Genomic DNA, 23,587 nt, shown 5'->3' with positions numbered 1-23,587 from the left:
GCTTCGCTTTCGCTTTTCGGCCTTTCCGACTCTATCAGATCTTGTTCGTTCCGTTGACCGGCCCGAATTCGTTTCCGATTCCCCGTCGGAGGGGGTTTTGCCGCGCCTTTCGGCGTGTTCACTACGTTAGCGGAATTCCTCGTCAACGCATAATCGCGCCGCGGTCCAAATTTCGGCATGCCGAAATTGTTCCCGATGAGGGGCCGTGCAGTAGTGGTGTGCCGCGAGGCGGCGGAAGGGTTGCCGCAGAACCGTTCCGGCGCTGTGGCAACTCGGAGGACACTACAGATCGGGGTGACCGGTGTCAACTCGCGCTGGTCGGGCCGCTCATCAGTCGAGGTCGGTCAGGCGCCCGCCGGCGTCCGGCTGGGTCTCCTCCACCCGGCGCAGCAGGCGGGTGAGGACCTGGCCGAGGAGTTGACGCTCCTCGTCGGAGAGGTCCTGGAGGAGGTCCTCCTCGAAGACCGACGCCATGCGCATCGCGGCGAGCCACTTCTCGCGGCCCTCGTGGGTCAGTTCGACGATGACGCGGACGCGGTTGGTCTCATCGCGTTCGCGGGTGACGAGTCCTTCGTTCGCCATGCGGTCGATGCGGTGGGTCATCGCGGCCGGTGTCAGGCCAAGGCGCTTGGCGAGTTCGCCGGGGCCCATCCGGTAGGGGGCGCCGGAGACGACGAGCGCCTTGAGGACCTCCCACTCGGCGTTGCTCATGCCGAGGGTCGCGGTCTGCCGCCCGTAGGCGACGTTCATCCGGCGGTTGAGGCGCTGGAGGGCGGAGACGACCTGCTCGACCTGGGGGTCGAGGTCCTGGAATTCGCGCTGGTAGGCCGCGATCTGTTCCTCAAGGGACGGCTCGGCTGCGTCGGCGGCCGCATCGGAGGGCTCAGGCATGCGGCGCAGTATGACATGAAAGTGATTGGCGTTGAAGTTCTTCTCGGTGTACTCTTTAGCTTCGAAGTTTAGAGTTGAAGACTTCAGGGTGAGACCGTCCGGATGACAACCGTCCGGGTCGCGTGTCTCGCCCTGGTGTCTGTTCAGCTCCTTCGACTGTCTCTTATGTCGTCTGATGACCTGACCTAGGTAGGTGAGTGTGACCACCGCGATGGGCGCCGCGCTGCGCCGGATCCAGCTCGGGAACGCGCTGAGCGCGTTCGGTAACGGCTTCACGGTTCCGTATCTGTACGTCTATGTGGCGAAGGTGCGCGACCTTGGTGCCAGTACGGCCGGTGTCGTGCTGGCGATGCTGGCCGTGGCCGCGCTGGCCGTGCTGCCGCTGACCGGTCGGGCGATCGACCGGCGCGGCCCCCTGCCGGTGGCCATCGTCGGTACGGTCTCCGCCGCCGCCGGTTCGCTGGGGCTCGGGCTGTCGTCGAGCGAACCGCTGGTCATCGCCGCGGCGGCCGCGCTGGGTGCCGGTATAGCGGTGATCCAGCCGGCCCTGGCGACGATGATCGTGTGGTGCTCGACGACGGTGACGAGGTCGCGGGCGTTCGCCACCCAGTTCTTCCTGAACAACCTGGGCCTGGGGGTCGGCGGTCTGGTCGGCGGGCTGCTCGTGGACGAGTCGCATGCGTCGAGCTTCGTGCGGCTGTTCGCCATCGAGGCCGTGATGTTCCTGGTGCTCGGCGCGGCGGTGGCCACCGTACGGCTGCCGCGGGTGCCGAAGGTCGAGGACGCGGTGCCGAGCGAGGAGCGGCCGGCGGGCGCCTGGCGGGCGCTGTTCGCCGACCGGCGGATGATGTGGGTCTGCCTGCTGGGGTTCGTGCTGTTCTTCGCCTGCTACGGGCAGTTCGAGTCGGGGCTGGCCGCGTATGCGACCGAGGTGACCCGAATACCGCCGGCCAGCCTGGGCATTGCGCTCGCGGCCAATACGGCGGCGATCGTGGCCGCACAGTTCGTGGTGCTCAAGCTGGTGGAGCGCCGGCGGCGCAGCCGGGTGATGGCGATGGTCGGCATGGTCTGGACGGTGGCCTGGTTGGCCGCCGGCCTGTCCGGGCTGGTGCACGGCGCGCAGACGGTGGCGACGACGCTGCTGATCTCGACGTATGCGCTGTTCGGCATCGGTGAGTCGATGCTGTCGCCGACGGTGGCGCCGCTGGTGGCGGATCTTGCGCCGGCCTCGCTGATCGGCCAGTACAACTCGGCGTTCGCGCTGGTCAAGCAGCTGGCGCTGGCGGTCGGTCCGGCGGTCGGTGCCCTGATGGTCGGTCATGGCATGTACGGCGCGTACATCGTGATGCTGGTGGTGTGTGCGCTGGGGATCACCGCGCTGTCGTTGCGGGTGGGCCGGATGCTGCGGCCCTGGCAGGACAACCCGCACCGGGCGGTGCCGGCCGCGACGGTGCCCGCGGCGCGGGTGCCCGCCGAGGCGGAGTCGGTGGTCTGCGGGGCCTGAGGTCCCGTATGTGCCGGTCGGCCGCGGTCCCGTGGGGGCCGCGGCCGACTGCCCGTTCCGGGCGTTCCGTTCAGCGCCTCACCAGGAGGCCGGTGCGCCCGCGCGGACGGATCAGCTCCGGGGCAGGGCGAATTCGCACCAGACCGCCTTGCCACCGCCCGGTGTGCGGCGGGAGCCCCAGGACGAGGCGATGGTGGCGACGATGGAGATGCCGCGGCCGGCCTCGTCGGCCGGTTCGGCGCGGCGGCGGCGCGGGAGGTGGTCGTCCCCGTCGGTGACCTCGACGATCAGGCGGCGGTCCGTACGGCGCAGGCGGAGGCGCATCGGGGGCGTGCCGTGCTGGAGGGAGTTGGCCACCAGCTCGCTGGCCGCCAGGACGCCGAGGTCGTGCAGCTCCGGTGAGAAGCGCCAGGAGGCGAGCACGCCGGAGGCGAAGGCGCGGGCGCGTGGGGCCGCTTCGGTGCCGCCGTGCAGTTCCAGGGCGGCGTTGTGGAAGAGCTCGGCGTCGTGGCCGGTCCGCTCGGGATGCTGGAGGACGAGGATGGCGACGTCGTCGTCATGGGTGGCCGTGATGCCCAGGGAGCGGAGCAGGCGGTCGCAGACGATGTCGGGCGGGCCGGCGGCGCCGGCGAAGGCGCGTTCCAGGGCGTCGACGCCGTCGTCGATGTCCTTGTCGCGGCGCTCGACCAGGCCGTCGGTGTACAGGACGGCGCTGCTGCCGGGGCCGAGGGTGACGGAGCCGGAGGTGTGCAGCCAGCCGCCGGTGCCCAGGGGCGGGCCGGTGGGCTCGTCGGCGCGCCGGACCGTGCCGTCCGGGTCGCGGACCAGGATGGGCAGGTGGCCGGCCGAGGCGTAGACCAGGCGGCCCTCGTTGGGGTCGTGGACGGCGTAGACGCAGGTGGCGATCTGGTTGGCGTCGATCTCGGCGGCCAGGCCGTCCAGGAGCTGCAGGACCTCGTGGGGCGGCAGGTCGAGGCGGGCGTAGGCGCGGACGGCGGTGCGCAGCTGGCCCATGACGGCGGCGGCGCGCACACCGCGGCCCATGACGTCGCCGATGACCAGGGCGGTGCGGCCGGCGCCGAGGGTGATGACGTCGTACCAGTCGCCGCCGACCGCGGCGTCCGTGCCGCCGGGCTGGTACGTCGCGGCGACCCGGAGGTCGTCGGGCTGTTCGAGCTCCTGGGGGAGCAGGGAGCGCTGGAGGGTGACCGCGGCCTCGCGCTGGCGGGCCTCGCTGGCGCGCAGTCGTTCGGCGGACTCGACCTGGTCGGTGACGTCGGCGCCGAAGACGAGGACGCCCTTGTGCGGGGCGACGCAGGCGACTTCGGGGTCGGGCGCCGGGCCGCTGGCGGCGACCTCGATGGGGGTGCAGGTGAAGGTGTAGTAGCCGCCGCGGGAGCGGTCGCCGCCGGCCCCGCCGGGGACCTTGCGGGACTTGACGGTACGGGGCTTGCCGCTGCGCAGGACCTGGTCCATCAGGGGGAGCAGGCCGAGCGCGTCCAGCTCGGGGAGGGCCTCGCGGGCGGTGTGGCCGGCCGGGCGGGGGCCGAAGACCGAGGCGTAGGCGCCGTTGACGTAGGCGAGGCGGTGTTCGGGGCCGTAGACGACGGCGACCAGGGCGGGGATGGTGCCGAGGATGTCGTGGACGGAGAGCGCGTCGACGGTGGGCGACAGGGTCACGGGCGCGGCTTCCTGGGCGGACGCCGGGTCGGGGCGTTCGGCGCGGGCGGCGGGGACGGAGCCGGTGGTGGCGGTGGTGGCCGTGGGAGCGGGCGGGGTGCCGTCGGCGGGCGGGGCGGCGGGCTCCGGGGCCGCGGTGGGCGGGGTGGCCGGCGTGCCGGCGGGGCGGGCGGCGGCGCGGTCGGACCGCGCGGCGGCGCGCCGCTGTGTGCCGGGGAGTTTGGCGCTCCAGCGCGTGAAGATCACGGAGGGGTACCTCTTACTTCGCGTCGTCGCGCGGGATCGGGCCGTCGGCATGGCGGGACCTCCCGGCCGCGGGCCGGGGGAGGGTCGGCTGGGGGCACTCTCGGCACCCTTTTGCGGAATGCAGCAAACGTCCAGAATCCTCGTGATTGTCACTCTTTGCAGATACGAGCCCACCCATGGTCACACGTCCAGTGTGGCCGACCGGACGGACATCCGTCAGACGCCCGGCGGCCGGTGTGGAGTTCCGGACTCCGCAACCACCGGCCGGCCCAGGGCTGACGTCAGGTCGAAATTTCCGTCCCCACGGCGCGTCAGCTGGCTTCGTTGTGCCGGCCGGTGCCCGCGGCGAGTTCGAACTCGGCGCGCGGGTTCTCCAGCGAGCCGAGCGAGACGATCTCGCGTTTGAACAGGCCCGCGAGGGTCCATTCGGCCAGGATGCGGGCCTTGCGGTTGAAGGTCGGCACCCGTGCGAGGTGGTACGCGCGGTGCATGAGCCAGGCGGGGTAGCCGCGCAGCTTGCGCCCGTAGACGTGCGCGACGCCCTTGTGCAGGCCGAGCGAGGCCACCGAGCCGGCGTATTTGTGCCGGTAGTCCTGGACCATGCCGCCGCACACCGTCGCCGCGACGTTCTCGGCGAGCACTTTGGCCTGGCGGAGGGCGTGCTGGGCGTTGGGCGCGCACAAGGGGCGGGGCTCGTCTGGTTTGGCGGGCGGTTCGGCCGTCAGGTCGGGGACCGCCGCGGCGTCCCCCGCCGACCAGGCGTGTTCCACACCGTCCACCCGGAGCGTGGCGGTGCACTTGAGGCGGCCGTGGTCGGTCAGCGGCAGGTCGGTCGCGGCCAGGATGGGGTGCGGTTTGACGCCGGCGGTCCACACCAGCGTTCTGGTGGGGAAGCGGGAACCGTCGCTGAGCTGGGCGATGCGCTTCTCGCACGAGTCCAGGCGGGTCTCCAGCCGTACGTCGATGTTGCGGCCGCGCAGCTCCCGTACGGCGTAGCGGCCCATGACCGGGCCCACTTCGGGCAGGATCCGGCCGGTCGCCTCGACCAGGATCCACTTCATGTCCTCGGGCTTGATGTTGTGGTAATAGCGGACGGCGTAGCGGGCCATGTCCTCCAGTTCGGCGAGCGCCTCCACGCCCGCGTAGCCGCCGCCGACGAAGACGAAGGTCAGCGCGGCGTCGCGGACCGCCGGGTCGCGGGTGGAGGAGGCGATGTCGAGCTGTCCGAGGACGTGGTTGCGCAGACCGATGGCCTCCTCGACGGTCTTGAAGCCGATACCGAATTCGGCCAGGCCGGGGACGGGCAGTGTGCGGGAGACCGAGCCGGGGGCCAGAACCAGCTCGTCGTAGACCACCTCGATGGCGCCGTTGCCGGTCTCCTCCGCCGCCAGGGTGGCGATCGTCGCCCGGCGCTCGTCGTGGTTGATGTCGGTGACCTCGCCGACGACCACGGTGCACTGCGGCAGGACGCGGCGCAGCGGGACGACCACATGGCGCGGGGAGATGGAACCGGCCGCGGCCTCGGGCAGGAACGGCTGGTACGTCATATACGGATCGGGATCGACCACGATCACCTCGACGGAGCCCTCCCGCAGCTGCTGCTTGAGTTTCCGCTGCAGGTGGAGGGCGGTGTACATCCCCACGTAGCCACCGCCGACGACGAGAATGCGGGCCACGTTGTTCGAAGACACAGCCTTCACAGGGTTCTCCTCGCGGTGTCGACCGGGCCCGGGGCGGCGCCGATCAGGCGGCCGGCCGGCGGCGCGGTCACCCTCGGGTGCCACGCTCCCGGGAAAGCGCAGCACTGTTCCATGACGCACCGCCGCAGCGCCTTTGTCCACAGGCCCGTCGAAATGTATGACCGGGGGTCTTCCTGGGGACGGAGTCGCGCTTTCCGGGCTGCCGGGGCCAGCTGCGCTGGTCAGCGGGCGGGTGGCGGAAAGCGTACGGGGGCGTAATCCGGGCGGATCCGGCCGTTGGGCTGATCGGGGGGCGCATCGTGCGGAAGGCCCCCTTCAATCTTGACCCGGGCTCAACTATGTTCGTATCTCGTTGGGGTGCACCCTCTCGTCGGTGCGTCCCGAAGTCAGGGCGGGGAGTCTCCGGGGGGAGACGTCATTACCGGGGGATCACTATGACCATTCAAAGCTCTCAATGGCCGACAGCCGTCGCCATGGCACACACCACCGACGGCGGCAACGGCAACGGCGCGCACGGCAACGGCGGCCACAGCAACGGGAGCGGCGGCACCGTGGGTGCCGGTACGGGCGGGGGCGGACGGACCACACCGCTGCGGGTGGACGCCCAGCGCAATCTGGAGCACGTACTGCGCGCCGCGCGCGAGGTGTTCGGCGAGCTGGGCTACGGCGCGCCCATGGAGGACGTGGCCCGGCGCGCCCGGGTCGGGGTCGGCACGGTCTACCGCCGGTTCCCGAGCAAGGACGTCCTGGTCCGCCGGATAGCCGAGGAGGAGACCTCCCGGCTGACGGACCAGGCGCGGGCGGCGCTGGGGCAGGAGGACGACCCGTGGTCGGCGCTGTCCCGCTTCCTGCGGACGTCGGTCGCCTCGGGCGCCGGACGGCTGCTGCCGCCGGGGATCCTGCGGGTGAGCGCGGAGGCCGACCGGGCGGACGCGGCGGCGGACGACCTCGGCGGGGCGCGCGTACCTCAGCAGCGGATGGCGCCCGGCCCGGACGGCGGGCCGGGCGACCTGCGGCTGGTCGAGCGGCACGGCGGGCCCGGGGACGGCCCGGCGGCCGAGCCGGCGCCCGTTTCGGCCGAGCCGTCGGCCGGCGCGGCCGAGACGACGAACGGCGCGGAGGCGCTGCTGGAGGTCGTCGGGCGGCTCGTGGAGCGCGCCCGGGCGGCCGGTGAGCTGCGGCCCGACGTGACGGTCTCGGACGTCCTGCTGGTGATCGCCACGGGCGCGCCCGCGCTGCCCGACCCCGGTCAGCAGCAGGCCGCCTCCGCGCGGTTGCTGGAGATCCTGCTGGAGGGACTGCGCTCGCGCCCGGCACGGTGACGGGGAGGGGCCGGTCCGTCGGTCTGGTGGCCTGGTGGTCTGAGGTCCCGGTGGTCTGAGGTCCCGTCGGTCTGGTGGCCTGGTGGTCCGGTTTTGCGTTGGTCCGGCGGTCCGGTGTCGGTTGGCCTGGCGGTCCGGTGTCCCGTTGGCTCGTCTCCCGTTGGCCCGTCTCCCGGTGTCCCGGGAGCCGGCGGGGCCGGGCCGACGGGAGAGGCCGTCACATGTGGCCCATACGGGTCCCCCGCGCTTTATGACCCGATTGCGCCATATGGCCCGTACGGGTGAACGCCCGGGCGGGCGGACGGACGCTCTCCTCGGATGAGTGGTTGACGGACGAGGCCCTGAGGCACCGGTGCCCGGTGTGGCACGCTTGCGCGTATTCCGGTGTGACGGCGGCTTCGGGGGCCTCGGCGATGGGTGTTGACGGGCGGGACGAGCAACGCGGCGGCGGGACTGGCCCGGACGGGCCCGGGACGGCGCCGTCCCCTCAGGTGCCCGGCCAAACAGGGCGGTTGGGGGCCACTTCCCCGGCGGGCGGGCCGGCCGGGCGGCATGCCCGCACCGGCGGTCCGGCGGGCGACGGCCCCAGCGTGCCGCCGCAGCGCGACGGATCGGGCCGGGCGACGCCGCAAGGCGGTCCGGGGGCCGTCCGGGGCGCCGCGCGAGGAGACCGGGAGGGGGACCAACTCCCCGCTTCGGACGACCAGTTGATCGCCGGCATGCGGGCCGGTGACGACAGCGCGTACGAGGAGATGTACCGCCGGCACGCCGACGCGGTCCGGCGCTACGCCCGGCACTGCTGCCGGGACGAGCACACCGCGGAGGATCTGACCGGTGAGGTCTTCGCCCGGACGCTGCAGGCGGTGCGCGGCGGCGCGGGCCCGCAGACCGCGGTCCGCGCCTATCTGCTGACGACCGTCCGCCGGGTCGCCGCCTCCTGGGCGAGGACCGTCCGGCGCGAGCAACTGGTCGAGGACTTCGCGGTGTTCGCGCTCTCCGCGGCCGGTGCGGCGCTGGACGACGACACCCTGGACCTCGGTGCGGACGTGCACGCCATGCACGAGGCCGAGCAGTCGATGGCCGTGCAGGCGTTCCGCAGCCTGCCCGAGCGCTATCAGACCGTGCTGTGGCACACCACGGTCGAGGACGAGTCGCCGAGCGACGTCGCCCCGCTGCTGGGGCTGACCGCGAACGCCACCGCCGTATTGGCGCACCGCGCCCGCGAGGGCCTCAAGCAGGCGTACCTGCAGGCCCACGTCAGCCAGTCGCTGACCGCCGGCGGGGACTGCGCCCGGTACGCCGACCGGCTCGGCGCGTTCGCCCGCGGCGGGCTGCGGATGCGTGCCGAACGGGGCCTGCGCAAGCACCTGGACGGCTGCGCCCGGTGCCGTACCGCGGCGCTGGAGGTCGAGCACGTCAACGAGCGGATCGGGGCGCTGCTGCCGGTGGCGTTCATCGGCTGGTTCGCCGCCTCGTACGCGGTGAAGGCGGCCGCCGCGGCGGCCGGGGTCGCGGGTGCGGCCGGGGCCGGTGCGGCCGCGGCGGCCCCGGGCGGTTCCGGTACGGCGGTCGGCGCGGGCAGCGCGGGCAGCGCGGGCAGCGCCGTGGGTAAGGGGCTCGGTGCGCCGGTCAAGGTCGGCATCGGGGTCGGGGTGGTGGTGGCCGGGGTGACCCTCGCCCTCGCGCTCGCGCTGGCCAGCGGCAGTTCCCGACCGGCGCCGCACCCGCAGGCCGAGCCGCACCGGCCGGCTCCCTCCGCACCACGCCATCCGTCGCCCGCTCCGGCGAAGCCGCTGCCTCCGGCGGCCGGCGCCGACCCGAGCGCCGGGCCGACCCCCTCGCGCTCCGCGTCGCCCCGCCCGACGCCGGTCCGTCCGACACCGTCCCGCCCGGCACGCCCCGGCCCGGCGACCACCACCCATCCGTCCACCCCGACTGCCCCTCCGACGCCCACACCCGAGCCGCCCGGGCCCCGCCCGAAGCCCCCACAGCCCCCGCAGCCCGCGCCGACCCCGTACCGGCTCGCCGCGCTCGACCACGACTTCATGGGCGACGGCAGCGAGCCGGAGGTGCGCACCCTGGGGAGCGGCTGGCTGTGGCAGCGGCAGTCGCCGAGGATCGCCGGGACGACGTACGCGGACGGCGCGACCATGCACGCCGGGTCATCGGTCCTCATCGACCTCAACCGGCCCTGCACCTCCTACGACGCCGTGGTGGGCGTCGACGACCTGAGCTGGGGCATCGGCGCCCTGCGCTTCTCCGTGTACGCGGACGGCGAGCGGCTCTGGCGCTCCGCGGTGGTGCACGGCGGCCGGCCCGCCATCCCGGTCCACGTTCCCCTGGCCGGCCACAGGACACTCCGCCTCGTCGTCGACCCGGCGACGCCGCTGGACGGGGCGACCCTCGGCGACTGGGCGGAGGCCCGCATCACCTGCCGCTGAGGACACCGGCGGCGCGAGCGCACACGGACGGGCACTCAGGCGTGCGCCCTCTCAGGCGTGCGCCCCAGGCGCGTCCTTCTGTCCGCCCGCCGTCGCACGCGCGGCCGGGCCCGGCACACAGGCTGCGCGCCCAACGTCACGGTTCGCGCCGCCCGCGACCCGGGCGGAACCGGCCTCCCCGAGCCCCGCCGCTCAGCGGCGGGGCGCGCCTACAGGAGGGCTGCTGCTGCGGTACGAAGGCGGGCACCGCGAGCGTCAGCCACCCGGCAACCCGACGGCCCGGCCCCCGGCCACCCGACGGGCACCGCAAGCCTCGGCCACCCAGCCCCCCGGCGGCCCGGCCCTCAGCCCCCGGCGAGCACCGCAAGCCTCGGCCACACCCGGCCGCCCAGCCGGCCCGTCAGGCCAACCGGGCGCGCGGAACCACTCCGCCCGCGACCGCCTTCTGGCGCGGGGCCTCCGCCCCCGTCCAGCAGCTGCCGCGGCGGGCGACCAGGCGGCGCAGCCACAGTTCGGTGGCGACGAGTTCGGCCAGCCCGTCCAACGGGAGCGCGGCGCCCTCGGCCGCCGCCCGGAGGGCCGTGCGGACCACCCGCGCCTCGATCAGGCCGGCGTCGGCCAGCAGGGGCGCGTCGAAGAGCTGCACCAGGTCGCCGACGGCGCCGCGCAGCCCGGCGCGTACCGCCGCGGCGTGGGTGACGTGCGAGGTGGCGCCCCAGCCGGGCGGCAGATCCCGCACGCCCGCGCCGGCCAGTACGGAGCGCAGCACGGCGGCCCGCGCCCCCGGCTGCACCCGGAGCGTGTCCGGGAGCGCGCGGCAGGCGAGCACCACCTGGTTGTCGAGGAAGGGTGCGTGCAGCCGCTGGCTGCGGACCTCCGCGGCCTGCTCGAAGACCCGGTGGTCGGCGGCCTGCCGGGCCAGTGCCGCGCGGGCCCGCCGCTCACCGGGGCGCCCGACCGCGACCGTACGGGACGCCGCCTCGCTGAGGCGAACCGATACTTCGGCCAGCGCCTCGCCCGTGAGCCAGCGCGCCGCGGGCCCGGGACGGCACCAGGTCAGCGCGGCCAGCGAGGCGTCCACCGCCCCGCCGGTCACCGGCTCGTCCGCGAACTGCCGCTCCAGCAGGCGGCGCGCGGCCTCCGTGATGCCCTCCGGGTACGGCGTACGGGCCAGCCGCCGCGCGGCCCGGTAGACGGTGAACGGCACCAGGACGGACTGGGCGGACGGCCCGTCGGCCTTCGCGAGTGCGGTGACCGGCCGCAGCAGATGGCGCCGGCGGCGGTCCATGAGCAGGTCGGCGAGCCGGGCGGGGTGGGCGTCGAGTACCTGCCGGGCGCCGTGTCCGACGAAGTGGTCCGCGCTGCCGGCCAGCAGCCGGCGGCGGTGGCGGCTCGCCACCGTCAGGGAGGGGCCGGGCTCGTCCGTGAGCGGGCCGCTTTCGAGGTCGGCATACGGGAGGGCCTCTTCCCCGGCGGCGACGACGACGTGGTGCAGCCGCGGGTCGTCGGCGATGCTGCGGGCGCGCTCCAGTTCGGCGTCGTGGTGGGCCCGCGCGCCATTGGTGGCGCGGTCGTTGAAGGTGACGGCCAGCAGGCGTTCCCCGTGGCCGTTGAGGCGTCCGGGGCGGCCGGGCAGACCGGCGGCCAGAAGGGCGAGCGTTCCGGACGCGCTGCCTCCGGAGAGGTCGGCGCCGACACCGGGGGCCGGCGCGCCGCGTGCCGCGCGCCGCTCGGCGGGCCCCATACCGGGCACCGGGCCGGGGTCGAGGCCGTCGAGCCCGTCCGGGTCGGGGGCGTGCCGGGGGACCGCGAGCCGGGCGCGGACGGCCTCGACGAGCGCGTCCCGGACCCCGTCCACGGCCTGCTCGGGCGGGAGTTGGGGTGCGGAGACGGCGAGCGAGGCGGTCGGCTCGTAGGACGTGATCTCGCTGGCGCCGCCGCGCAGCACCAGGGCGTGGCCGGGCGGGATCCGGCGGACGCCTTCGTACGGGGTGCCGGCGCCGAGCGCCTCGGGGGCGTCGGGGCAGGCCAGCAGCGCGGCGAGGTGGCCGATGTCGAGGCTGGCCTCTATCAGGTCGGCGAGCGGTAGCGCGGCGGTGGCGTAGGCGGTGCCGCCCGCCCACGGGGTGTGGAAGACGGGGCGGGCGCCGGCCAGGTCGCCGGTGACGGTGATCCGCCGTCCTACCTGGACGACCACCGTGTAACTGCCGGACCAGGCGGTGAGGTGCCGCAGGGCGCCCCCGCGCGCCGCGTACAGGCCGACCCGCAGCTGATCGTCGGTGGCCCCGCAGATGCCGAAGACGGCGAGCCGGGTCTCGGGGTCGGCCTGGACGACGCGGACCTCGTCCGGCCGCCAGTCGCCGACCGCCCACAGGGGCTCCGGGTCGCCCCAGAGGAGTTGCGCTCCCACGGGGAGGACGGTGTGGCTCCCGACGCCGGCCCGGTCCGCGGCGGACGGCCTCGTGGCGGCACTGCTCCACCCCACCAACCAGCGCATGCCGCCTCCACCCGAATTCCCCGCGCGCCGGGGCCAACGGCCGCCCCGTCCGGCGGATTGCCAAGCTGTCGCCGAGCTGTAGTGACGGCCGTGCCGCCCGTAGTGGCGACCATGCTGCCATGACAACGGCGCGGCGGAGACGTCGGAGCGGGACGTATACGGGCAGTTCACGGCGGGCGGCGGGCGGCGGGCGCGTACGGTGGGCGGCCCACCCGCGGTGGGGTACGGCGGCATGTGCCGGCATGTCCGACAACTGGCCATCTGCCCCTGGCACTTGATCGGCAGAGGGGCCAACTCGCCCCCGGAAGGCCCCCCGTGTGGCCCCCGAGGCGCTCCGCGGCGCTCAGAACGCGGCGCGGCGCGAAATCATCACCCGTCGCATTTCGGCCAAAGTCCGTACGGCGCAGCGTAGTTGACAACTACGGGCCTTGCGTCAACCGACGGCGTCATCCCATGGCGAACGGCCTGTGCGACGGTCCGGGAGGCGGGCTTCGCCCCCCGGACCGGACCGTCACCCGCGGGGAATGAGGTGACGGTGTCCCCCAGCCCACTGGATCCAGTGCAGCGGGCCGACCCACGCACCAGTCATGGAAGCGCTCCCGAGGTCGGGCGGCCAGCGCGCACGAACGGGCGCACGGGCACACGTACCCGGAGCACATGCCAGATCCCGCACCCCTGTCTGAACATGAATCTCGCCATCCGGGACACCGGCCCTTAACGGTCGGGATCCGGCGAACTACTCTGGGTGGACGCATGCCCCGGGGTAGCGGGGCGGCCGTCGCTGTGTCGAGGGGTGCGCATGTCCAGGGATATACGCGGGCCGAACGAAAAGCTCGGCACCGTTCTCGCCCTCGCGGGTATCAGCAACGCCGGACTGGCCCGCCGGGTCAACGACCTCGGTGCGCAGCGCGGGCTGACGCTTCGTTATGACAAGACGTCGGTGGCGCGATGGGTCTCCAAGGGCATGGTGCCGCAGGGCGCCGCGCCCCATCTGATCGCGTCCGCGATCGGCAGCAAACTGGGCCGACCGGTGCCGCTGCACGAGATCGGGCTGGCCGACGCGGACCCGGCGCCCGAGGTCGGGCTGGCCTTCCCGCGCGATGTGGGCGCCGCGGTGCGCTCGGCGACCGAGCTCTACCGTCTCGATCTGGCCGGTCGGCGGGCCGGCGGGGGCGGCATCTGGCAGAGCCTGGCCGGATCCTTCGCGGTGAGCGCGTACGCCACGCCCGCCTCGCGCTGGCTGATATCCCCGGCCGACAGCTCGGTGGCCCGGGAGGCGGCCGAGGCGCGCGACAAGGACGCCGCGGCGGCCGGCGACGCCGGGATCCCGCAGCACGTGGGCCACAGCGACGTCAGCAAACTGCGCGAGGCGGCGGAGGACGCGCGCCGCTGGGACTCCAAGTACGGCGGCGGGGACTGGCGTTCGTCCATGGTGCCGGAGTGCCTCCGGGTGGACGCGGCGCCGTTGCTGCTCGCCTCGTACAGCGACGAGGTGGGCCGGGCGCTCTTCGGGGCGACCTCCGAGCTCACCCGGCTCGCGGGGTGGATGGCCTTCGACACCGGCCAGCAGGAGGCCGCGCAGCGCTACTACATCCAGGCGCTGCGGCTCGCCCGGGCGGCCGCCGACGTCCCCCTCGGTGGATACGTCCTCGCCTCGATGTCCCTCCAGGCGACCTACCGCGGCTTCGCCGACGAGGGCGTCGACCTCGCCCAGGCGGCCCTGGAGCGCAACCGCGGTCTGGCCACCGCCCGCACCATGAGCTTCTTCCGGCTGGTGGAGGCGCGGGCGCAGGCCAAGGCCGGTGAGGCGCGCGCCTGCGAGGTCGCGCTGAAGGCGTCCGAGGGCTGGCTGGAGCGCTCCCGGAGCGGCGATCCCGACCCGTCGTGGCTGGACTTCTACTCGTACGAGCGGTTCGCCGCCGATGCGGCCGAGTGCTACCGGGACCTGCGGCTGCCCCGTCAGGTGCGCCGCTTCACCGAGCAGGCGCTGTCCCGGCCGACCGAGGAGTTCGTCCGTTCGCACGGGCTGCGGCTGGTGGTGTCCGCGGTGGCCGAACTGGAGTCCGGCAATCTGGACGCGGCCTGCGCGGCGGGCGCCCGCGCGGTCGAGGTGGCCGGCCGGATCTCCTCGGCCCGGACGACGGAGTACGTCCGCGACCTGCTGCACCGCCTCGAACCGTACGGCGACGAGCCGCGGGTCGTGGAGCTGCGGGAACGGGCGAGACCCTTGCTGGCGGCGCCGGCGTAGCTCCCGAGAGGCTTCCGACCGGCCGGAGCAGCCCGCTGACCGGCCGGAGCGGCCCGCCGAGCGGGCTTGCCGGCGGAAATGCCGACGGGATTGTCAGTGCCGGACGTCATGATGGGATACGTCGTCGGGATGGCGCGGGCCCGCGGCGACGGTCGGGCCTGCGGTCATGCGGTTGGGGAGGTGCAGTGTCGTCGTACGACTGCGACGTGCTGGTGATCGGTGCCGGCATCATCGGGCTCTCTACGGCGTACGCGATCACGCGCGCCGCGCCGGGCACGCGCGTCGTGGTGCTGGAGAAGGAGCAGGGCCCGGCCCGCCACCAGACCGGGCGCAACAGCGGGGTGATCCACAGCGGCATCTACTACCCGCCCGGTTCGCTCAAGGCCCGCTTCGCCCTCCAGGGCTCCGCGGAAATGGTGAAGTTCTGCACGGAAAACGACATTCCACATGAGGTCACCGGCAAGCTGATCGTCGCCACCGACCGCAGTGAGCTGCCCCGGCTGCACGGCCTGATCCAGCGCGGCCGCGAGCACGGCCTGCCGGTCCGTGAGCTGGGCCCGGCCCAGATAGCGGAGTACGAACCCGAGGTCCGCGGCCTGGCCGCCATCCATGTCGGCACGACCGGCATCTGCGACTTCGGCGCGGTCGCCCGCCGGCTCGGTGCGCTCGCCACGGACGCCGGTGCCCGGATCGTCTACGGCGCCGAGGTGGCGGTGATCGGCCGCCGCCCCGGCCGGGTGGCGGTCCGTACGGCCGACGGCACGGTCCACCGCGCCCGTGCCCTGGTCAACTGCGCCGGGCTGCACTGCGACCGGATCGCCCGGCTGGCCGGCGATGCGCCCGGGATGCGGATCGTCCCCTTCCGCGGTGAGTACTTCACCCTCGCCCCGGAGCGTGCCGCCCTCGTCCGCGGCCTGGTCTACCCGGTCCCCGACCCCGCCTTCCCGTTCCTCGGCGTCCACCTCACCCGCGGCATCGACGGCGCCGTCCACATCGGCCCGAACGCCGTCCCCGCCCTGGCCCGTGAGGGCTACGACTGGCGCACGGTCCGCCCCGGCGAGCTGGCCGGCACCCTCGCCTACCCCGGCTCCTGGCGGATCGCCCGCCGCCACTGGCGCTACGGCGCCGGCGAGCTGCACCGCTCCCTCTCCCGCCGTGCCTTCGCCGACACGGTCCGCCGCCTCCTCCCGGCCGCCCGCGAGGAGGACCTCCGCCCGTGCCCGGCCGGCGTCCGCGCCCAGGCCGTCCTCCCCGACGGCACCCTCGTCGACGACTTCCTCTTCTCCGAGTCCCCCGGCATGATCCACGTCCTCAACGCCCCGTCCCCCGCCGCCACCGCCTCCCTCCCCATCGGCCGCGAGGTGGCCCGCCGGACGCTGGGGGTACTCGGGACGGCCCGACGTTAGACCGTGTCTCCTCGGCCCGACGTCAGACCGTGTCTCCGCGGCCAGGCCGGGGAACCGTCTCTCCGCGGCCAGGCCGGGAAACCGTCTCTCCGCGGCCAGGCCGGGAAACCGTCTCTCCGCGGCCAGGCCGGGGAGGCGCCCCCTGGCTCCGGCAATCCGGAGCCCGCACTCCGCCCCCGTAGAATCGAACCACTGTGTCCGAGAACCGCACCCCCTCCCCCGCCCCCGTGACCGACGACGTGGCAGCGGACGCCCCGGAAGCCATGGCTCCGGGCGCTCCGGGCGCTCCGGAAGCCGTGGCCGCGGCCGACCGGCGGCGTGTCGCGCCGGCGCCGCGTCGTGGCGAGCCGATGTTCCCCGACGGCACCGGCCCCGCGGCCGATCCCGCGGGGTCGCACCACGAGCGGCGGATCCGGTCGTTCCAGCCCCGCCGCAGCCGCGTCTCACCGTCGCAGGCCGATGCGCTGCGCCGGCTGTGGCCGACGTGGGGCCTGGACATCGACGGGCTGTCGCGGCTGGACCTCGACGCGTTCTTCGACGGGCTGCCGGTCGTCCTGGAGATCGGCTTCGGGATGGGCGAGGCCACGGCGCAGATGGCCGCCGCCGACCCGACCACCGGCATCCTCGCCTGCGATGTGCACACCCCCGGCCAGGGCAATCTGCTCGGTCTCGCGGAGCGGAACGGCCTGTCCAACATCCGGGTGGCCAACGGCGACGCGATCATCCTGCTGCGCGAGATGCTGGCGCCGGGCTCGCTCGCCGGGCTGCGCGTCTACTTCCCCGACCCGTGGCCCAAGAAGCGCCACCACAAGCGGCGGCTGATCCAGCCGGAGTTCGTCTCCCTGGCGACGACCCGGCTCGCGCCCGGCGCGCTGGTGCACTGCGCGACCGACTGGGAGCCGTACGCCGAGCAGATGCTGGAGGTGCTCTCGGCGGAGCCGACGCTGGAGAACCTCCACGCCGGCTACGCGCCGCGTCCCGACTTCCGGCCGCTCACCAAGTTCGAGGGCCAGGGCCTGGACAAGGGGCACGTCGTCCACGACCTGCTGTTCCGCCGCCGCGGCGCGTGAGGCGGCCGCCGCTCGTTACGGTCGACAGGTGCACCCGCCCGTTCAGCCACCGCCGCAGCAGCAGCCGCGCCGGAGAGCCCTCCGGCGCGGCACGACCCGCAGTACGACCCGCGGCACGACCGGTGACCCGGCCCGCGACCCGGCCCGCCGTACGCGCCGCGGCACGACCCTCCGCGCCACCGCCCTGATATCCCTGCTCACGCTCTCCGGCGTGATCATCGTCGGGATGGTCCGCCGGGAGACCGGCACCGAGGGCCTGCTCGTCGGGCTGGGCCTCGCGGTCTTCCCGGTGCCGCTGCTGCTCGCCGCGTTCCGCTGGCTCGACCGCATAGAACCGGAGCCCCGGCGGAACCTTGCGTTCGCCTTCGCCTGGGGGGCGTGCGCCGCGGCCCTGGTGGCGCTGGTCACCAACGGCTTCGCCACCGACTGGCTCGCCGCCAACATCGCCTCCACCTCACCCTCCGAGGCCGAGACCTGGGGCGCGACAGCGATCGCCCCGGTCGTCGAGGAGACCGTGAAGGCCGCCGCCGTACTGCTCCTCTACCGCTTCCGCCGGCGCGACTTCGACGGCATCACGGACGGCATCGTCATCGCCGGCATCACTGCCACCGGTTTCGCCTTCACCGAGAACATCGTCTATCTGGGCAACGCCTTCGGCGAGGACCGGTCCATGGGCCACACCGGCCTGGACACGCTCACCGTGGGCACCTTCTTCGTCCGCATCGTCATCTCCCCCTTCGCCCACCCCCTCTTCACCATCCTCACCGGCCTCGCCTTCGGCATCGCCGCCACCCGCTACCCCCGCCGCCGCGCCGCCCGTATCGCCCTCGCCGCCCTCGGCCTGCTCACCGCCGTCCTCCTGCACGCCATCTGGAACGCGGCCTCCTCCCTCGGCGACATCGGCTTCCTCCTCGTCTACGGGCTCTTCATGGTCCCGGTCTTCCTCGCCCTGGCCTCCCTGGCCGTCTGGGCCCGCAAACAGGAACTCCTCTCCCTCCGCGGCTACCTCGCCCCCTACATCACGGCCGGCTGGCTCACCCCCGCCGAACCGGACGCGCTCTCCTCCCTCAAGACCCGCGCCCTGGCCCGCGACCTCGCCCGCCGCGCCCACGGCCCCGCCGCCGCCCGCGCCGTCACCGCCTACGCCACCGCCGCCACCGCCCTCTCCTTCCACCGCCGCCGCGCCCACCTCACGGGCCCGGATCCGGACTTCACCACCCGCGAGCAGTACTTGCTGCAACGGGTCAGGCATTACCAGAGGTGGGGGCGGCCGGCGTTGACGTGTGCGTTGCGGACTGCACACCAGCAGGGTGCCCCTTCAGCACAGCCCTCGGGGCACGGAAGGTCGCACTCCACTTAGTCGCACATGGCAGCATCAGTGCGCTGGCCGGCATTGCGGACTAGGTATGGCGGTCATCGCCACCCCTGTCAGTCTTGCTGGCAGGCAGGGATACGCTCAGTGGGTGCCTTCCGAAGAGGACTGGACGGCCCCTGAAGGATCGTGGGCCTCGTCCGCCGCCCGCCGCCGCAATATGCAGGCGATCCGCAGCCGCGACACTAAGCCTGAGCAGCGGATCCGCCGTCTAGTCCATGCGCAGGGGCTGCGCTACCGCGTAGCGGCCCGGCCGTTGCCGGGTCTCCGGCGGACTGCCGACATGGTGTTCCGGCCTGCAAAGGTGGCGGTTTTCATCGACGGCTGTTACTGGCACGGCTGTCCTGAGCACTACGTTGCACCCCGGACCAACTCCGGGTACTGGTCGGAGAAGGTGACCAGAAATGTCACCCGTGACCGCGACACTGACCAGCGGCTTGGCGAGGCAGGATGGCTCGTGCTCCGTTTCTGGGAGCACGAGCCCGCGGAACTATGCGCCTACAAGATCGCTGCTGCGGTCATCCAGAGACGCCTGAGCGGAGGCAGCGATTGAAACACCGATCAGCTCGCCGATCTCCCCCTGCCGGTATCCGCGCCTTCCTCTCTTCGCCCCTAGCTGCTCAATCCTGAGGCCACTGAGGAGTTCTTCCCGGCGCTCGGGCTGGAGGACGGAAGCAATGGCGCGTCCCACAGCTTCGGCAACCGGCGGCGGAAAAGCATTGCCGACCTGACGGTACTGTGCAGTCTTACCACCCTCGAATTTCCAGCCGCCCGGGAAGGACTGGATCAGCGCGGCTTGCTCAACGGTCAGCATGGGCCCCTCCCGGAGGAACTCCCGCATGAGGTGTTTTTCCCTCTGGACCTTGACGCACTCGATATCGTCCGCGACGCCAAGGGCGTTGACACCAAGATCGCGCCAGGCCGCCTTGGCTCGGCTGGGGCCCAGGTCAGCACCGCCATGCTTCTTGGAGCCGCCAACCAGGGTAGGTGCTACCACGTCGGGCTTGTCAGCCATGCCACACCATGCTTCGTATGCTTTTTCAATAGCATCAGCATCGTCCGGAAACTTCTCAATCAGCTGATCGCGGCGATGCGCCATGCTTTTTTCGAGGGCTTCAAAAACGTTGTCCCGGTGCGTCGTGATTCCCACCGGCCAGGGAAAGTCCTCGACACCCAGACCAGCCTTAACGCGCTCCTCCTCCTTGATGGCAACGAAAATCGAACGGGGGCGCAACTGAGGGACACCATAATTGCGCGCCTCAAGCAAATGCCATCCGCAGAACCAGTAATTCATTCCTTCGATGGCCTCGGTGATCGAATTGCAGTATGCGTCAAACTTGGAATCCATGATCCCTCGGACGTTCTCGATCATTACAGCCCGGGGCTGCAATTCATCGATCAGCTCAACCATCCGAGGGAACAAGTCTCTTTCGTCTTCAGCACCGAGCTGCTTCCCTGCTACAGAGAATGGCGGGCAAGGCACGCCTCCAGCCAGCAGGTCAAGCTCCCCCGCCCTGAGAGCCCTGCCGCCGAGCGCAGCCATCGGCCGGCTGGCCTTGAACTTGTGGAGATCCTCTTTCAGCGCTTCACAGCTGCCCCAGTCGGCATGCTTCGCGATGTTCTTCGTCAGTGTTGCATGCGCGTTCTTATCGATCTCAACAAGGGCAAGGTGCCGGAAACCAGCTTCATGCAAGCCGAGCGCCTGCCCCCCTGCTCCTGCACAGATCTCGATCGAGGTCAGCGGAACGCTCTCGTCACGGCTGCTCGCGCCCATGGGCGTGGCTCCTCCTGGTGTGGCTCAAAGCAGATTCTCAAGTGTCGCAGAGTTCCCGGCTGCCGCTCACAAAGCGCCGCTGCCCGCTGTCTGCTGTTCAGCACCAGAAGTTTCCCAGGGCCCGCGCAGGCTGCCGGGGGCAGGGCAGCCCCGGCAGCCCACGAGCCTCTTTGATGCCTGCCTACCCCTGCCCCCTGCCGATGTGCCTCAGCATCGCACGGATGTCCTGTGGGTCCAGACCGCCCGCCAGCGGTGGCGCCTCCTGCAGGTCAGCTAGCTGCTGGACAGAAGGATCGTCCAGGACCCTGGCCATGAACTCCAGCTTCTGCTGCAGCCGGACGGCCACCACCTCGTCAATCGTTTCCTGGGCAGCCAGGACCGTCACACGTGTCTCGACGTCCGGGTCCAGTCCCAGCCGGTGAATACGGTCAAGACTTTGCAGGTAGCGGCCCGCCATGAAATCCCGGTCGACGTAAACCGCGTCATGACACACCTGATGGAGGCTGATTCCCTCCCCCAGAGTGGCGGGGTTGGACACGAGCACCATGCAGTCAGGATCTTCACGGAACCTGCGCAGCTGTTCCTCGCGGTCAGGAGTCCCGCCATGTACCACCGCGGGCCCGAAGTTCTCCAGCAGCTTGGCCAGTGAGGTCAGACTCCGCACGAACGTCGTCCATACGAGCGTCTTCCGTCCCTGCGCAGCATTCTCCGCGACGATCCTTGCGGCTTCCTTGTACTTGGGTGAAAGCTCGTAACTGGCCAGATCCTTGAGCAGCTCATACAGGGAGTCGCCCTGCGGAATTTCCAGAGGAGGGAGACGGTACTCGACCGGCTCATACTTACTGCTTCCTTCCAGCAGCAGAGCAGGATTCGTCGCAGCCATCAAAAGCCGCAAAGCGGACTTCCCAAGGGCGGCGAAGTCGTCAGCTGAAGACTCAGCCCGTGCCGACATGTCACCCACGAGGGCTTGATATATCTCTGAGTGCAGGGGAGTCATACCTACTGGGACCAGTACCGGTTCCAGCGGTGGCAGCTGGAGTTCCCGCTTGGTCGTCCGGGTAAAGAGGGGACGGAGAACCGCACTTGCATGGGCAAGGTCACCACCCGCAACTGCCTGGGCCACCGACCGCTGACCGTAGCCTGGCCAGACAAACCCCAGAAGGTTCTCCAGATCCTTTGCACCATTCGGCGCCGGCGTGCCAGTGAGGATCAGCCGACGTCTCGCGAGCGGTCCCAGGGTCATGCAAGCAGCACCGTAAGTCCCCCGGGCACCCAGTTTCATTCGGTGCGCCTCGTCAAGAACAATCATTGACGGAGCCTCCTGGAGCCAGGAGGCCAGAAAGGGAAGCGAACGGTCAAGCCGTTCATAATTGACGATCAGGATCTCGGCCCATTCATCACGGGCTGATTCCAGCAGCATGGGCCGCGGCCGGTTCCGGAAGCACGCGCCGCTCTCATACAGCCATGACTCATAGGCCGATTTGGGGCTTACCACCATCAGGCGGCTGACCTCACCAGCCTCCTTCATCGCTGCATAGACAGCGAGACCGACGCGAGTCTTACCAGCACCGGGAACACTGAAGTTGGCGCCGTGCCGCAGGGAGAGCAGTTTTGCGATGTCCCGCTTCTGGAACTCCGTGAGCTGGGCGGACCAGTTGTCGCCGAGCCTTTCCGCAACGTCACTCGCGGCCAGCTGTTCCTGGGACCCGGGTGCCTCCAGCTCCTTCCGGACCGTTTCCGCATCCTGCACGCTTGAGGCGACCAAGTGCCTGAGCTCAGGCGCCCATTCGACCCCGCGGGGGTCAGGCCAGCTTCCGATGGCATTGAGGCTGGAGAGAAGATCACCGATGTCGACGACCACAGCCAGGGGGCCTAGCTGGCCGCCCGTACGGAAGCGGGCAGCCAGCTGGACGAGTTGTGAGCGGTATTCCTCCGTGGTTCTCAGAACGACCTTGGTGTGTGAAGTGTCAAAGCCGAGCCGCAGCGTGGCCTCGCTGCCCGCGTCCGGCATCACTCCCGCCCCGCAGACGCGGCAGCCAGCAGCCACCCAACGCCTTCGCCGAGTTCCTGCGAACCCCTGCCGGCCTGATGCGCCAGCTGCCGAATGCTCTCCCGCAGCTTGAGGACGGCGTCGTCAAATGCCTCCTCATCAAGGCTGTGGGAGGCACGCGCCTTCACCAGCTCACCCACGCAGAGCTCAATAGCTGCACAGGCATCCATCAGACGCTCCGGCGCCATCTGCTTCCGCTTGCGCAGCCGGGCATCACGGCCAGCCCGGTCGATGGCCTTGTCGAACGCCTTCCGCAGATCGTCTTGAAGAGACTGCGCTCCGCTCTTCTGCGACTCGCTGGCACCAGGAGCAGCTACACGCGCCTTTGCCTGAAGGACGTGCCGGTTCAGCTCACGTGCCGCCGAGACACCGGATGACACCCCGGGGACCGAGAGGCCCAGGCCAGGCACTGCGATGTTCTCTTCCTGCACGGCCTCGGTGATGAGGTCCGGCGGGAGGACGGTGGACAGGTACTTTTCCTGGAAGCCCTCTTCAATATGCCGGACATCCGTCTTGGAAAACCCGAGAGTGATTGCCGCCATGCGGGTCTCCTTGAGGATCTCCGCCCCGTCAGGGTCGGCGGCAGCCAGCTTGATGTAGTCCCGGTGCAACTCCTTCAGCTTCTCCTGGTGGTCCTCGAAATCGATCAGGCGCAGAGCCGCACCCCCGTTCTCGCTGCGCTCAATCTGGTCCCGTACGACCCGGAGGATCCACCGTTCCTGTTCGTACGTCTTTACCTGGATGCGAAAGGCCTTGGCGATCACATCCGGCGTACGTCCAAGGCTCGCCTGCTCTTCCATGGCGAGGAGCCGGTTGATGTACGAGTAGTCCCGGCGGTGGTCCTTCCTGAGCTGCAGGGAGAGTTCTACTGCGTTGATGTCAGCCCAGGTAAACGACTCGGGCAGGACTCCTACCCTCATGGAAGCGGCACCGAGTTCCTTGAGTGCCGCGGCCCGGGTGTTGCCGTTGACCAGGACGCCGTGATGGGTGATCAGCCCGGGGTCGTTCTGCCCGTAGTCGTCCAGGCTCTTCTTGAGCTTGTCGAACGCGGGGTCCCTCCGGATCGGGTCGGCCGGCTCAGCCTTCAGCAAGGACTCCAGGAACTCCTGGCCCTCCTCGCTCCAAGGCGCAGCCTTCAGCACTTCGTCCTTTTCGGCATCATGAGTCCGCTGCGCGCGAATCCGGTGCGTCGCCGGGTTGTAGTAGAGGCCCGAGAGCGGGAGGTCGATGACCTCGACGGGCAAGGGCTGCCCATTCCAGTCCACGGTAACGGTCTCGCGCGTACCGCCGGAGTTTTTCACCTCGTTGACGCGCTTCGTGATCAGCTCACTGAACTCAGCCGCCCTCGGCGGCGGCGGAAACTCCTGCATGGTGCTGTCCCCTCCC

At 71.6% G+C, this 23,587-nt stretch carries 15 protein-coding genes; 8 read left to right on the top strand and 7 right to left on the bottom strand.

Features of this window, described 5'->3' with window-relative positions; genetic code table 11:
• Positions 1-330 precede the first annotated feature (330 nt).
• Positions 331-891 carry a MarR family transcriptional regulator gene (locus tag AB0G35_RS29990; protein ID WP_360955991.1) on the bottom strand — a complete coding sequence of 187 codons (561 nt, stop codon included), beginning with the start codon at positions 889-891 and terminating at the stop codon, positions 331-333.
• Between the two features lie 199 nt (positions 892-1,090).
• On the opposite strand from AB0G35_RS29990, the gene AB0G35_RS29985 reads away from it, so the two are divergent.
• Positions 1,091-2,395 carry an MFS transporter gene (locus tag AB0G35_RS29985; RefSeq protein ID WP_360955995.1) on the top strand — a complete coding sequence of 435 codons (1,305 nt, stop codon included), beginning with the start codon at positions 1,091-1,093 and terminating at the stop codon, positions 2,393-2,395.
• Between the two features lie 111 nt (positions 2,396-2,506).
• Here the strand turns inward: AB0G35_RS29985 and AB0G35_RS29980 are convergent, their stop codons facing one another.
• Positions 2,507-4,321 (bottom strand): SpoIIE family protein phosphatase, encoded by a 1,815-nt coding sequence (locus AB0G35_RS29980; RefSeq protein ID WP_360955989.1) that lies wholly within the window; start codon positions 4,319-4,321, stop codon positions 2,507-2,509.
• Positions 4,322-4,632: 311 nt separating this feature from the next.
• Positions 4,633-6,021: an NAD(P)/FAD-dependent oxidoreductase gene (locus tag AB0G35_RS29975; protein WP_360955987.1), complete on the bottom strand. Its 1,389-nt coding sequence runs from the start codon at positions 6,019-6,021 to the stop codon at positions 4,633-4,635.
• A 434-nt stretch (positions 6,022-6,455) separates the two neighbouring features.
• Between AB0G35_RS29975 and AB0G35_RS29970 the strand changes: the two genes are divergently transcribed.
• Both AB0G35_RS29970 and AB0G35_RS29965 read left to right on the top strand, forming a co-directional pair.
• Positions 6,456-7,343 carry a helix-turn-helix domain-containing protein gene (locus AB0G35_RS29970; RefSeq protein WP_360955985.1) on the top strand — a complete coding sequence of 296 codons (888 nt, stop codon included), beginning with the start codon at positions 6,456-6,458 and terminating at the stop codon, positions 7,341-7,343.
• A gap of 413 nt (positions 7,344-7,756) precedes the next feature.
• Positions 7,757-9,784, top strand: a complete 2,028-nt coding sequence (locus AB0G35_RS29965; protein WP_360955983.1) for a sigma-70 family RNA polymerase sigma factor — start codon at positions 7,757-7,759, stop codon at positions 9,782-9,784.
• A gap of 400 nt (positions 9,785-10,184) precedes the next feature.
• Here AB0G35_RS29965 and AB0G35_RS29960 read toward each other — a convergent pair whose 3' ends face one another.
• Positions 10,185-12,281: an asparagine synthase-related protein gene (locus AB0G35_RS29960; protein WP_360955981.1), complete on the bottom strand. Its 2,097-nt coding sequence runs from the start codon at positions 12,279-12,281 to the stop codon at positions 10,185-10,187.
• Positions 12,282-13,080: 799 nt separating this feature from the next.
• On the opposite strand from AB0G35_RS29960, the gene AB0G35_RS29955 reads away from it, so the two are divergent.
• The 5 genes from AB0G35_RS29955 (at position 13,081) to AB0G35_RS29935 (ending at position 18,930) form a co-directional block, all read left to right on the top strand.
• Positions 13,081-14,529 (top strand): hypothetical protein, encoded by a 1,449-nt coding sequence (locus AB0G35_RS29955; RefSeq protein ID WP_030415920.1) that lies wholly within the window; start codon positions 13,081-13,083, stop codon positions 14,527-14,529.
• Between the two features lie 185 nt (positions 14,530-14,714).
• The gene (gene lhgO, locus AB0G35_RS29950; protein WP_360955978.1) at positions 14,715-15,935 is read left to right on the top strand and encodes an L-2-hydroxyglutarate oxidase; all 1,221 of its coding nucleotides are present in this window, start codon (positions 14,715-14,717) and stop codon (positions 15,933-15,935) included.
• A gap of 194 nt (positions 15,936-16,129) precedes the next feature.
• A complete protein-coding gene (gene trmB / locus AB0G35_RS29945; RefSeq protein ID WP_360955976.1) occupies positions 16,130-17,005 on the top strand; it encodes a tRNA (guanosine(46)-N7)-methyltransferase TrmB in 876 nt (291 codons plus the stop codon).
• A 28-nt stretch (positions 17,006-17,033) separates the two neighbouring features.
• Positions 17,034-18,365 carry a PrsW family intramembrane metalloprotease gene (locus tag AB0G35_RS29940; RefSeq protein ID WP_360955974.1) on the top strand — a complete coding sequence of 444 codons (1,332 nt, stop codon included), beginning with the start codon at positions 17,034-17,036 and terminating at the stop codon, positions 18,363-18,365.
• A 103-nt stretch (positions 18,366-18,468) separates the two neighbouring features.
• The gene (locus tag AB0G35_RS29935; RefSeq protein WP_360955972.1) at positions 18,469-18,930 is read left to right on the top strand and encodes a very short patch repair endonuclease; all 462 of its coding nucleotides are present in this window, start codon (positions 18,469-18,471) and stop codon (positions 18,928-18,930) included.
• Here AB0G35_RS29935 and dcm read toward each other — a convergent pair.
• From dcm to AB0G35_RS29920, 3 genes are all read right to left on the bottom strand, one after another.
• Positions 18,868-20,151 (bottom strand): DNA (cytosine-5-)-methyltransferase, encoded by a 1,284-nt coding sequence (gene dcm / locus AB0G35_RS29930; RefSeq protein ID WP_360955970.1) that lies wholly within the window; start codon positions 20,149-20,151, stop codon positions 18,868-18,870. The two genes, AB0G35_RS29935 and dcm, sit on opposite strands and share 63 nt — an antisense overlap.
• A 181-nt stretch (positions 20,152-20,332) precedes the next feature.
• Entirely contained in the window at positions 20,333-22,162 is a 1,830-nt protein-coding gene (locus tag AB0G35_RS29925) for a DEAD/DEAH box helicase (RefSeq protein WP_360955968.1), read from the bottom strand.
• The gene (locus AB0G35_RS29920; protein WP_360955966.1) at positions 22,162-23,571 is read right to left on the bottom strand and encodes a hypothetical protein; all 1,410 of its coding nucleotides are present in this window, start codon (positions 23,569-23,571) and stop codon (positions 22,162-22,164) included. Before AB0G35_RS29920 ends, AB0G35_RS29925 begins: the two co-directional genes overlap by 1 nt.
• Positions 23,572-23,587: the final 16 nt, after the last annotated feature.

This window comes from Streptomyces sp. NPDC021749, from assembly GCF_040640655.1.
GTDB lineage: Bacteria > Actinomycetota > Actinomycetes > Streptomycetales > Streptomycetaceae > Streptomyces.
Note: the sequence above shows the minus strand (reverse complement) of the source record. Positions and strands in the feature narration are given on the sequence as shown.